The sequence below is a fragment of the Neobacillus drentensis genome (assembly GCF_021560175.1).
Lineage (GTDB): Bacteria > Bacillota > Bacilli > Bacillales > Cytobacillaceae > Neobacillus > Neobacillus drentensis_A.
This window is the reverse complement of the sequence record NZ_CP091110.1, coordinates 1-13,080: the sequence shown is the minus strand read 5'-3', so window position 1 is coordinate 13,080 and position 13,080 is coordinate 1. Positions and strand designations below refer to the sequence as shown.

8 protein-coding genes and 1 rRNA gene are annotated in these 13,080 nt (G+C 40.2%); 1 reads left to right on the top strand and 8 read right to left on the bottom strand.

The window, feature by feature from the left end; genetic code table 11:
* Positions 1-86: 86 nt before the first annotated feature.
* Positions 87-1,636 (bottom strand): 16S ribosomal RNA (locus L1999_RS00045).
* 322 nt (positions 1,637-1,958) lie between these two features.
* Between L1999_RS00045 and L1999_RS00040 the strand changes: the two genes are divergently transcribed.
* On the top strand, positions 1,959-3,320 hold the full coding sequence (locus L1999_RS00040) for an IS1182 family transposase (RefSeq protein ID WP_235739642.1): 1,362 nt from the start codon (positions 1,959-1,961) through the stop codon (positions 3,318-3,320).
* 134 nt (positions 3,321-3,454) lie between these two features.
* On the opposite strand, the gene gyrA is transcribed toward L1999_RS00040, so the two are convergent.
* From gyrA to dnaA, 7 genes are all read right to left on the bottom strand, one after another.
* Positions 3,455-5,986 carry a DNA gyrase subunit A gene (gyrA, locus tag L1999_RS00035; RefSeq protein ID WP_235741759.1) on the bottom strand — a complete coding sequence of 844 codons (2,532 nt, stop codon included), beginning with the start codon at positions 5,984-5,986 and terminating at the stop codon, positions 3,455-3,457.
* A gap of 22 nt (positions 5,987-6,008) precedes the next feature.
* Complete coding sequence (gyrB, locus tag L1999_RS00030) at positions 6,009-7,934, bottom strand: DNA topoisomerase (ATP-hydrolyzing) subunit B (protein WP_374104106.1); 1,926 nt, start codon at positions 7,932-7,934, stop codon at positions 6,009-6,011.
* Positions 7,935-7,998: 64 nt separating this feature from the next.
* Positions 7,999-8,247, bottom strand: coding sequence for an extracellular matrix regulator RemB (gene remB, locus L1999_RS00025; RefSeq protein ID WP_235741758.1), 249 nt, complete (start codon positions 8,245-8,247; stop codon positions 7,999-8,001).
* 9 nt (positions 8,248-8,256) lie between these two features.
* The gene (gene recF, locus L1999_RS00020) at positions 8,257-9,375 is read right to left on the bottom strand and encodes a DNA replication/repair protein RecF (RefSeq protein WP_235741757.1); all 1,119 of its coding nucleotides are present in this window, start codon (positions 9,373-9,375) and stop codon (positions 8,257-8,259) included.
* A gap of 18 nt (positions 9,376-9,393) precedes the next feature.
* A complete protein-coding gene (gene yaaA / locus L1999_RS00015) occupies positions 9,394-9,609 on the bottom strand; it encodes a S4 domain-containing protein YaaA (protein ID WP_235741756.1) in 216 nt (71 codons plus the stop codon).
* A 194-nt stretch (positions 9,610-9,803) separates the two neighbouring features.
* On the bottom strand, positions 9,804-10,940 hold the full coding sequence (gene dnaN / locus L1999_RS00010) for a DNA polymerase III subunit beta (RefSeq protein ID WP_235741755.1): 1,137 nt from the start codon (positions 10,938-10,940) through the stop codon (positions 9,804-9,806).
* Between the two features lie 200 nt (positions 10,941-11,140).
* The gene (gene dnaA, locus L1999_RS00005; protein WP_235741754.1) at positions 11,141-12,487 is read right to left on the bottom strand and encodes a chromosomal replication initiator protein DnaA; all 1,347 of its coding nucleotides are present in this window, start codon (positions 12,485-12,487) and stop codon (positions 11,141-11,143) included.
* Positions 12,488-13,080: the final 593 nt, after the last annotated feature.

The following is a 13,080-nucleotide window of genomic DNA, read 5'->3' as shown; positions in this document are numbered from 1 at the left end:
AAAATAGAGAGAGTTGCACTCTCAAAACTAAACAAACAAAAAACAGTCAACCTTTTATCAGTCCATAAGGACTGCATTATCCTTAGAAAGGAGGTGATCCAGCCGCACCTTCCGATACGGCTACCTTGTTACGACTTCACCCCAATCATCTGTCCCACCTTAGGCGGCTGGCTCCTTACGGTTACCCCACCGACTTCGGGTGTTACAAACTCTCGTGGTGTGACGGGCGGTGTGTACAAGGCCCGGGAACGTATTCACCGCGGCATGCTGATCCGCGATTACTAGCGATTCCGGCTTCATGTAGGCGAGTTGCAGCCTACAATCCGAACTGAGAATGGTTTTATGGGATTGGCTAGGCCTCGCGGCTTTGCTGCCCTTTGTACCATCCATTGTAGCACGTGTGTAGCCCAGGTCATAAGGGGCATGATGATTTGACGTCATCCCCACCTTCCTCCGGTTTGTCACCGGCAGTCTCCTTAGAGTGCCCAACTGAATGCTGGCAACTAAGAACAAGGGTTGCGCTCGTTGCGGGACTTAACCCAACATCTCACGACACGAGCTGACGACAACCATGCACCACCTGTCACTCTGTCCCCCGAAGGGGAAAGTCCTATCTCTAGGAGTGTCAGAGGATGTCAAGACCTGGTAAGGTTCTTCGCGTTGCTTCGAATTAAACCACATGCTCCACCGCTTGTGCGGGCCCCCGTCAATTCCTTTGAGTTTCAGCCTTGCGGCCGTACTCCCCAGGCGGAGTGCTTAATGCGTTAGCTGCAGCACTAAGGGGCGGAAACCCCCTAACACTTAGCACTCATCGTTTACGGCGTGGACTACCAGGGTATCTAATCCTGTTTGCTCCCCACGCTTTCGCGCCTCAGCGTCAGTTACAGACCAGAAAGCCGCCTTCGCCACTGGTGTTCCTCCACATCTCTACGCATTTCACCGCTACACGTGGAATTCCGCTTTCCTCTTCTGCACTCAAGTCCCCCAGTTTCCAATGACCCTCCACGGTTGAGCCGTGGGCTTTCACATCAGACTTAAAGGACCGCCTGCGCGCGCTTTACGCCCAATAATTCCGGACAACGCTTGCCACCTACGTATTACCGCGGCTGCTGGCACGTAGTTAGCCGTGGCTTTCTGGTTAGGTACCGTCAAGGTACCGGCAGTTACTCCGGTACTTGTTCTTCCCTAACAACAGAGCTTTACGACCCGAAGGCCTTCATCGCTCACGCGGCGTTGCTCCATCAGACTTTCGTCCATTGTGGAAGATTCCCTACTGCTGCCTCCCGTAGGAGTCTGGGCCGTGTCTCAGTCCCAGTGTGGCCGATCACCCTCTCAGGTCGGCTACGCATCGTCGCCTTGGTGAGCCGTTACCTCACCAACTAGCTAATGCGCCGCGGGCCCATCTGTAAGTGTCAGCCGAAACCGACTTTCAGCTTTTCCTCATGAGAGGAAAAGGATTATCCGGTATTAGCACCGGTTTCCCGGTGTTATCCCAGTCTTACAGGCAGGTTGCCCACGTGTTACTCACCCGTCCGCCGCTAACCAACAGGAGCAAGCTCCTATTGATTCGCTCGACTTGCATGTATTAGGCACGCCGCCAGCGTTCGTCCTGAGCCAGGATCAAACTCTCCATGAAAGTTGATTAGCTCATTTTGTTACGTTGGCTTAGTTTCATAGTAGAAACTAATATTATTGTTTGTTGACGTTTTTGTTTGTTTAGTTTTCAAAGAACAACCATCGCCCCGAAGCGACTTTATAAATATACCACCCATATTAAGTGAAGTCAATAATTTTTTTAATAATTTTTAGGTTTCATATAATACTCAAATCTTGGTCATAATAAAAGGAGCACTTGTAAAGTGCCCCTCAGACTGTCGACAAATCCGAAAAAATTAAGGGTTTGTAGGCAGTCTTTTTTGTATAATTGGGATATAGATAATTTTTTTGAGGTGGATAAGATGTTAAGTAAGAATACACAGATAAATCGTGACCAATTAGAAATGATAGCTTTAGAACAACTTGTGCCGGCCAACCATTTAGTACGCAAGTTAGAAGCTTCTATTGATTTTTCATTTATCTATCCCCTGGTTCAAGAAATGTATTCTACTGAAAGAGGACGCCCAAGCATTGATCCTGTGATATTAATTAAGATGGCATTCATCCAATACACCTTCGGTATTCGATCTATGCGAAGAACTATTGAAGAAATCGAAACAAATTTGGCTTATCGTTGGTTCTTAGGCTTTGGATTTTATGATAAAGTGCCTCACTTCTCTACCTTCGGTAAAAATTACGAACGACGTTTTAAAGATACAGATTTATTTGAACAGATCTTCTATCGTATTTTGAAGGAAGCCTCTGATAAGAAATTGATTAGTAGCGAGCATGTATTTATAGATTCAACCCATGTAAAAGCAAGTGCAAATAAACATAAATTCGAGAAGAAATTAGTTAGAAAAGAAACGAAAGCATACGAAGCAAGACTACAAGAAGAGATTAATAAAGACCGTGAAGAACATGATAAAAAGCCATTTCCACCAGATAAGTTTGAGAAAGAGGAATTTAAGGAAATAAAAAAAAGTACTACTGACCCTGAGAGTGGTTATTACGTAAAAGACGAGCGTACGAAACAGTTCGCATACTCATTCCATGCGGCCGCTGATCGAAATGGTTTTGTATTAGGGGCAATTGTAACTCCTGGGAATGTCCATGATAGTGTCATTTTCGAACCACTATTGGAAAAGGTAATCGAGAAACAAGGAAAACCTTCTGCTGTTGCTGCTGATGCTGGATATAAAACACCTGCTATTGCCCAATACATATTTGAAAATGATATGACACCTGCTTTACCTTATACTCGCCCTCGTACGAAAGAGGGGTACATGAAAAAATATGAATATGTTTATGATGAATACTACGATTGTTATATCTGTCCGCAAGGACAAGTATTGAAGTATGCAACTACGACGAAGGAAGGCTACCGTCAATACTTCTCTAATCCGATTGAATGTGAAAAATGTCCCTTACTTTCAAAATGCACGCAGAGTAAGGAACATAAAAAACTCATTCAGCGTCATGTCTGGGAACACCATATAGAAGAAGCCGAATATCTTCGTTCGACACAAGAGAATAAAAGCATTTACGCAAAACGCAAAGAAACCATTGAACGTGTTTTTGCAGATGCCAAGGAAAAGCATGGTATGCGTTGGACAACCTTAAGAGGCCTAAAAAAATTGTCCATGCAAGCGATGCTTACTTTTGCAGCCATGAATTTAAAAAAGATGGCCAATTGGACTTGGATAAGTCCAGAAATGGCGTAGCAATAAGCATAGGATAGGCCTAACTTTTGCTCTTACGAGCAAAAAAACAACAAAAAGACACCCAGATTGGCACATCCGGATGCCTTTTGTCTACAATCTGAGGAGCACTTGTAAAGTGCCCCTCTTAATCAAAATTATTCTTCACCTTCAGGTAGGCTGCCATGTTGACCTTCATCGAGGACTGCCTCATTGCTATCATCTAAGGCATCTTCAGCTGTTTGCTCTAGTTCCTCTTCTTTTTCAACCTTTGCTACGGTTGCAACAAATTCGTTTTCACTTTCTTTTAGACTGATCAGTTTAACACCCTGTGTATTTCGACCCATCTGTGAAATACCTGCAACATCGGTCCGGATTAACACACCACCGGTTGTAATCAGCATAAGATCTTCTTCACCAGTTACAGCTCTCATGGAGACTAGATTACCGTTTTTCTCTGTGACATGGCAGGTTTTGATTCCTTTACCACCACGGCCTTGAATCCGGTACTCAGATGCAGGGGTACGTTTTCCATAGCCATTTTTAGTTACAATTAATACATCGTTATCTTCTTCTATTACTTCCATACCCACTACTTCATCATCTGAGTCAAGTGTAATCCCTTTGACCCCTGTTGCAGTACGTCCCATTGATCGAACATCCGTCTCTGGAAAGTGGATTAGCATACCTTTTTTAGTACCAATAATAATATGTTTTGTCCCATCAGTCAGACGAACAGAGATTAGTTCATCCCCTTCGCGCAGACTTAAGGCGATCAGCCCATTGTTGCGGATATGAGCAAAAGATGAAAGTGGTGAACGCTTTGAGACCCCTTCCTTCGTTGTGAAGAATAAGAACCAATCGTCCACAAATTCATCTACAGGGATAATGGCATTGATCCATTCACCTTTTTCGATACCAAGCATATTTATAATTGGAAGTCCTTTAGCTGTCCTGCTGTATTCTGGTATCTCATAACCTTTAGAACGATAAACCTTACCTTTATTGGTAAAGAATAAAATCGTATCATGGGATGAAGTAGTAATTAGATGTTCAACAAAGTCATCCTCATTCGTTCCCATTCCTTGTATTCCTCGTCCGCCTCGTCTCTGCGCGCGATAAGTGGACACTGGGAGCCGTTTAATATATCCATTGTGAGTTAACGAAATAACGATATTTTCACGTGGAATTAAATCCTCGTCTTCAATATTTTCAATTCCGCCCATGACAATTTCCGTCCGGCGCTTATCATTAAAACGTTCCTTAATTTCTAATAATTCTTCTCGGATAATATCAAGAATCTTTTCTTCATCAGCTAAAATCGCTTTTAGTTCAGCAATTAGCTTCATTAAACTTTGAAATTCTTCCTCAATCTTTTCTCTTTCTAATCCCGTTAAACGCTGTAAACGCATATCAAGAATGGCTTGGGCCTGTTTTTCAGAAAGATTAAACTGGGTCATTAAGCCTTCACGTGCAATATCCGTTGTACGTGAGCCTCGAATCAGGGTAATGACAGCATCTAAATTATCAAGTGCAATTCTTAATCCTTCCAGAATATGTGCACGGGCTTCTGCTTTGTTTAATTCAAATTGCGTTCTCCGGCGAATGACCACTTTTTGATGATCTAAATAATAAACTAAACACTGCTTTAAGCTTAACACTTTTGGCTGTCCATCAACTAGTGCTAATGTGTTGATCCCAAAGCTGGTTTGCAAAGCTGTTTGCTTATATAAATTATTTAAAAGTACATTTGCATTTGCATCTTTACGGACCTCAATGACAATCCGCATCCCGCGGCGGTCGGATTCATCTCTAAGGTCGGTGATACCTTCAATTTTTTTATCACGGGCAAGTTCGGCAATTTTTTCAATTAACCTTGCTTTATTTACTTGATATGGTATTTCATTAACGATTATGACTTCTTTACCGTTGGATTTCTGTTCAATCTCCACTTTAGCACGGATGGTAATCGAGCCACGGCCTGTTTCATATGCTTTTCTAATTCCACTACGGCCAATAATAATCCCGCCTGTTGGAAAGTCTGGACCTGGAATGATTTCCATTAATTCTTGGATAGTGATTTCAGGTTCGCGGCTTACTGCTAATACCCCATCAATCACTTCCCCTAATTGGTGCGGCGGGATATTGGTTGCCATACCTACGGCAATCCCGGTTGTTCCATTTACTAGAAGGTTTGGGAATCGGGCCGGCAGCACAACCGGCTCTCTTTCTTCACCATCATAGTTATCTTGGTAATCAATGGTATCTTTATTTAAATCTCTTAGTAGTTCCATCGAGATTTTGGACATTCTTGATTCTGTATAACGCATTGCGGCCGCTGAGTCTCCATCAACAGACCCAAAGTTTCCATGTCCATCTACGAGCATATAACGGTAGTTAAAATTCTGTGCCATCCGGACCATTGTTTCATATACAGCAGAATCACCATGCGGGTGATATTTACCGATAACATCCCCAACGATACGAGCAGACTTTTTATATGGTTTGTCTGCATGGATGCCAAGGTCATGCATGGCATATAAAATACGGCGATGAACTGGTTTTAACCCATCTCGAACATCTGGAAGGGCACGAGAAACAATAACACTCATCGCATAGTCAAGAAAGGATGATTTCATTTCCTGACTAATATTAATTTCGCTTACTTTTGAATTAGGTGTTTCAGTCATATTACCTACCTCCCTCCGCTTTTTATATATCTAAATTCTTTACGTATTGTGCGTTTTCTTCAATGAAGTTACGACGTGGTTCAACCTTCTCACCCATTAACATATCAAAGGTCTCGTCTGCTTCAATTGCATCTTCAAGACTTACTTGGAGCATACTTCTATTAGCAGGATCCATCGTTGTCTCCCATAATTGTTCAGGATTCATTTCTCCTAAACCTTTATATCGTTGGATATTAGGCTTCGGTGCAGCTGGCAGTTCTGCAAATATCCGCTCGAGTTCTTTATCATTATAAGCGTACTCAATTCGTTTGCCCTGCTGTACCTTGTAAAGAGGCGGCTGGGCAATATAAACATAACCAGCTTCTAAAATTTTTCTCATAAAGCGGTAAAAGAACGTTAAAAGAAGGGTACGAATATGAGCACCATCCACATCGGCATCTGTCATAATGACCACTTTATGGTAACGAGCCTTGGAAATATCAAAATCTTCCCCAATTCCTGTTCCTATTGCCGTAATCATTGCTCTGACTTCATTGTTAGACAGAATTCTATCTAAACGTGCTTTTTCCACATTAAGAATTTTTCCGCGCAACGGTAGAATGGCTTGGAAATGACGATCACGTCCTTGCTTTGCTGACCCGCCGGCAGAGTCACCCTCTACGATGTACAATTCACTCTCTGAAGGATCCTTTGAAGAACAATCTGCTAATTTCCCAGGCAGACTGGAAACCTCTAAGGCACTTTTGCGGCGAGTTAATTCCCTAGCCTTCTTAGCAGCAAGTCTTGCCCTTGATGCCATCAATCCTTTATCAACGATTTTTCTTGCCACGGTTGGATTCTCTAATAAAAATTTATCAAAGGTACTTGCAAAAACGGTATCAGTAATCGCTCTGACTTCTGAATTTCCAAGCTTTGTTTTGGTTTGTCCTTCAAATTGAGGATCAGGGTGTTTGATTGAAACAATCGCTGTAATGCCTTCACGTACATCCTCACCGGAAAGATTTGGATCACTTTCCTTGAATATGCCATTTTTTCTAGCATAATCATTAATTACTCTTGTTAAAGCGGTTTTAAAACCTGATTCATGTGTACCGCCTTCATAGGTATGAATATTATTTGCAAAAGAGTAAATATTTTCTGTATAGCCCTCGTTGTATTGGAGTGCGACTTCCACACTAATGCCGTCTTTTTCTCCTTCCATGTAGATGGGCTCATCATGGACTACTTCTTTTGTACGATTTAGATGTTCAACATACGATTTAATACCACCCTCATAGTGATATTCATTCCGTTTATTTTCTTCACGTTTATCCTCAATTGAGATTTTGATTCCTCTGTTAAGAAAGGCAAGCTCACGTAAACGAGTAGCAAGAATATCATATTCATAAACTAATGTTTCCGTAAAGATCTCACCATCTGGTTTAAAATGGGTGATCGTTCCGGTTTTGTCAGTAGTTCCAATTACCTTTAGTTCAGAAACTACTGCTCCTCGTTCAAAAATAATCTGATAAATTTTACCGTCACGATGAACATTAACTTCAAGTTTGGTAGAAAGAGCATTAACAACCGATGCACCTACACCATGCAAACCGCCGGAAACCTTATAGCCTCCGCCGCCAAACTTTCCACCCGCGTGAAGTACAGTCATGATTACTTCGACCGCTGGTCTGCCCATTTTTTCTTGAATATCAACTGGGATTCCACGGCCATTGTCCTTTACCGTGATACTATTATCTTCTTCAATAATGACATTAATTTCATCACAGTAGCCTGCCAGTGCCTCATCAATACTATTATCAACTATTTCCCAAACAAGATGATGCAGACCTTTTCCGCTTGTTGAACCAATATACATACCCGGTCTTTTCCGTACTGCTTCAAGCCCCTCAAGAACTTGAATTTGATCAGCGCCGTATGCTCCCTCTACTGCTTTTTGTTCCAAAGTCATACTTGTTCACCTACACCTTCTGACAAAAATATCTCTAACTAAATTATAAAAATAAAGATTTATATTAAAATTCATGTATACTCATTTGATTTGAACGTTTCTTTAATGTTCCTGAAGCAATGGGGGATAAATAAACCTTGTCATATGTAATAATGACTGATTTATAGGGGTTTTTAGACAAGTTAATGGCTTTTTCGCTTTGTTTTTTCAAAAATTCATTGACCAATGGTGATTGATTGGCACTTTCTTTATCTAATATTGAAATAATTTCTTCCGCCCTAATATTTAAATCTTCCCCGATGTGAATATACATTAACCCACCTCAATTAACCTTCTTTATGGTGCCTGCCTGCACAATATAGGTTGAAGCATCTTTTAATGTCTGATGATCAATTCCTTCCACACTTGTCGTGGTGACAAATGTCTGGACTCTCCCTTGAATGGTATTGAGTAAATGGGATTGCCTGTAATCATCTAATTCGGATAAAACATCATCAAGCAAAAGAATTGGATATTCACCAATTTCATTATGAATCAATTCAATTTCGGCCAGCTTAACAGAGAGGGCCGTTGTACGTTGCTGCCCTTGGGAGCCGTATGTTTGAACATCCCTTCCATTAACGAAAAACAATACGTCATCACGATGCGGGCCAAACAAGGTAGTTCCTCGTTCTATTTCCCTGCCTCTCACTTTAGAAAATTTTTCCTGAAAGCTTTCTATCATTTTCGACAAATCTTGTTCTTCTAATACCTCTACAGAAGGTTTATACATAATTTCAAGTGTTTCCAAGCCTCTTGAAATACCTTGATGAATAGGTTTAGCCCAATTTTCGAGTAATCTCAGAAATTCAAACCTTTTTTTAACGACCTTTACAGCCATGTCAATAAATTGTTCGGTTAAAACCTCGAGCATGGTTGGATCGCTTTGTTTTTTGATTTGCATCATTTTTAAATAATGGTTGCGTTGTTGAAGTATTTTTTGATATTGACTCATATCATGTAAGTAAATCGGTGATACCTGACCAATTTCCATATCAATAAATCGTCTTCGTACCTGAGGGCTGCCTTTTACAATATTCAAATCCTCGGGTGCAAACATGACTACATTAAAGTTTCCAACATATTGGCTTAATTTTTGCTGTTCAATATGGTTCAGCTTTGCCTTTTTTCCTTTTTTTGAGATGATCAGCTGCAAGGGCAGGGAGCTGTGCTGCTTTTGAACCCTTCCTTCTATTTTAGCATACTCCTGGTCCCAGCGAATAAGTTCTTTATCATTAGACGTTCGGTGTGACTTGGCCATTGCTAACACATAAATAGATTCCATTACATTGGTTTTCCCTTGGGCATTTTCTCCCAAAATAACATTTACCTTATTTTCAAACTCGACGAATAACTCGTCATAGTTCCGATAATCTTTAAGTGCTAATTTTTCTATATACATGGCAACAACATCCTTTAGCTACTCGCTAATTACAAATTCCCCGTACCCTGCTATTTGGACTTTGTCACCAACGCGAAGCTTTCTCCCTCTTCTTTGGTCTTGCTCACCATTGATAAATATTTCATGCTCGCTTAAAAACCATTTGGCCATACCGCCTGTTTGGATTACATCCGCCAGCTTCAAAAATTGCCCTAATGTAATATACTCGGTATCCAATTTAATTTTTTCAGGCATCTTTTCATCCTCATTTCTAAAAATGGTCCCAATACTTTATTTTACTAAAAAAATTAGTCAGACACAAAGGAAACTAGAAAAAAATAAAAGTAAGCGGTCTAGTACTGCGATGAAGTAACACAGTAAACTCAAACCTTAGCACATAAAGAAGCCACCAGTAATATGGTGGCTTATAGGTTGTAAACTGCTTTTATTTAGTAGGTTCTAACTGGCAATATAAGCTGCAAAATTGTTTCGTCATGAAGTGGACGAATAACAAACGGACGCATTGCACCGGTAAAGCTTACTTTAATTTCTGTTCCTTCTAAGGCCTTTAGCGCATCCATCATATATTTTGCACTAAAAGAGATCTTCAGTTCTTCTCCGTCTATGGACTGGCTCTGAATTTCTTCCACTACCTTTCCAATTTCGGGGGTATTGGATGAGATTTCAATTGTTCCTCCCTCAATGGTAGACAGTTTCACAACATTATTTCTTCCTTCACGAGCTAAAAGGGAGGCACGATCAATTGCTTGTAGAAACTCTTTGGTATTCACTGTTACATCTGTTTTACTTTCCTCAGGAATCAATCTTGAAGTATCAGGATAGTTTCCTTCTAATAATCTAGAGAAGAATAATAAGTGTTTCGCTTTGAATAAGATTTGATTCTCTGTAATGACAATATCTATTAATTCATTCGAATCAGCAATAATTTTACTTAATTCATTTAAGCTTTTTCCAGGAATGACCACATTATAGTTTTCATGACTTTCTGATTCAATTTTAGCTTTTCGTAAAGCAAGACGATGGCTGTCTGTTGCAATACAGGTTAGTTCTTCATTTTCAATCCGCCAGTTTACACCTGTCAAGATGGGGCGTGTTTCTGAGGTGGACACCGCAAAGTGTGTTTGACGAATCATGGCTTTTAGCAGATCTGTCGCAATGTGAAATTTGTTGTTTTCCTCAACTTGAGGAAGATGTGGATATTCTTCTGCATCAAGACCGTTCAGATTAAATTCGGACTTTCCAGAGCGAATAACGGTTTGTAACGATCCTAGAACTTCTATTTCAACCGTATCGGTAGGAAGCTTTTTAACAATTTCACTAAAAAATTTGGCTTGAAGGACAATCGCACCTGGTTGTCTGACTTCCACAATTTCATTTCCATCATCTTCTTTAGGTATAAATGATTCAATCGATATGTCTGAATCACTGCCGGTTAATGTAACTCCTTCAGTTGAAGCTGTTATTTTAATCCCCGTTAAGATTGGTATAGTCGTTCTAGAAGTGACAGCCTTCATTACATCTTGAACACTTTGAACTAAGTGGTCGCGCTGGATGATAAATTTCATCGCCTTTAATCCTCCGTATTATGCATATTTTTATTGCTGTTACATATAATATTATTTTTTAAAAAAATAGTAGAAGTACTAGTAGGCCCTGTTAGTATGTGGATAACTGCGATTTTCAATAGAAACACAGCCTATCCACATGTGGACAGACTGTGTATAGATCCCAAGAAGTTATTCACAGTTTAAACAAAAAAAATGAACTATATTTTTAAAAGCTCATGTAATTCCTTCATTTGTTTTTGAAACATAGAATCGGTTTGAAGGAGCTTTGAAATTTTTTCATGTGCGTGAATAACGGTTGTATGGTCACGACCGCCAAATTCCTCTCCTATTTTTGGCAAGGAATAATCGGTTAATTCACGTGATAAGTACATCGCGATCTGCCGTGGAAAGGCAACAGACTTTGTCCGCTTTTTTGCTTTGAAGTCCTCTAGTTTAATACTATAATGCTCCCCAACAACCTTTTGAATTTCATGAATGGTAATCACCTTTGGCTTTGAGCTTGGGATGATATCTTTTAATGCCTCGGCTGCAAGGTCTGCATTGATATCTTTATTGATTAAAGACGAATAAGCCACCACGCGAATGAGTGCACCTTCCAGCTCACGGATGTTCGAATCAATCTGATTTGCAATGTATAGCATCACTTCATTCGGAATATCTAAACCTTCGGCCTTTGCTTTTTTACGGAGAATCGCTATTCTCGTTTCTAAATCAGGAGGAGTGATATCCGTGATTAAGCCCCACTCAAATCGTGAACGAAGCCGGTCTTCTAATGTGGGAATTTCCCTTGGCGGGCGGTCACTTGAGATTATGATTTGTTTGCTTTCCTCATGCAGGGCGTTAAAGGTATGGAAAAATTCTTCCTGCGTCGATTCTTTTCCGGCCAAGAACTGAATATCATCAATAAGTAAGATATCGACATTTCGATATTTATTGCGGAAACTCTCTGCTTTATTATCACGAATTGAGTTAATGAATTCATTCGTAAATTTTTCAGATGATAAATAAACTACTTTTGCAGCTGGATTATGATCAAGAACATAATGGCCAATGGCGTGCATTAAGTGTGTTTTTCCGAGTCCCACTCCCCCATAAATAAACAATGGATTATAAGCTTTCGCTGGTGCTTCAGCTACTGCTAGTGACGCAGCGTGGGCAAATCGATTTCCAGATCCGATAACAAACGTATCAAAAGTATATTTTTGATTTAAGATCCCCTGTGGGAATTCAACATGATCATCATCTTTTTTAACCTTTTTAGGCGGCAGCTGAACGTCATTTTCAGCGTCATTTTGATTTTGCGGAATAATAAACTTTACAGATAGCTCTTCACCGGTTATTTCATAAAGGATCCCCGCGATTAACTGAGAATAACGCTCTTCTAGCCAGTCCCTTGCAAATTCATTAGGAGCGGTAATCACCAGGAGATTGCCTTGTAAGGAATGGGCTTTTGTAGATTTAAGCCAGGTGTCAAAGCTTGGCTTGCTTATCTTTTTCTCGATATTGGCCAGCGCTGCATTCCAAAGATCCGCAATATTTTCCAACTAGTATCCCTCCTTTTTCATTTTATAAAACCATTTATTATAACAGACACTCTCTCTATTACTGTCTAACTCCAAACTAATATTTATTTACGGCGATGTTCCGTGAAAAAATAGGTTATACCGGCAGTACAACCTATTAATTTATAAATATACAAAACAGTGATTGTGGAAAAACTTATAATAAGGAAATAAAGTGGAGTTTCGACAATATCCACCGCTTGTGGACAAGTTTTTACAGAATGCTAGGATAAACTATCCACACGTTATCCACAATCTGTGGATAACACTTTTCTGTTGATGAAGTTATTCAGAGTGAAAACACAAATATAATAACAAATAATTGCCTTAGGTGCAATGCTTTTTCGTAGTTTATCCACAACTATAACATTCTGTGCGTAAAATTTGTCCACAAGCTGATGGTTTGTGTAAAACCTGTCAATATCATGTGTGGATAATAAAAATAATGTCGAAATTTTATCCACAGCCTAGAAAAGCGGAGGTGCCTGTCGCTGTTCGCCGGAGCCAGACAACCAGAAAAGCGGAAGCGCCTTGATCAGATATGACAGACAGGGATGTGATTTAATCGTTCGGCA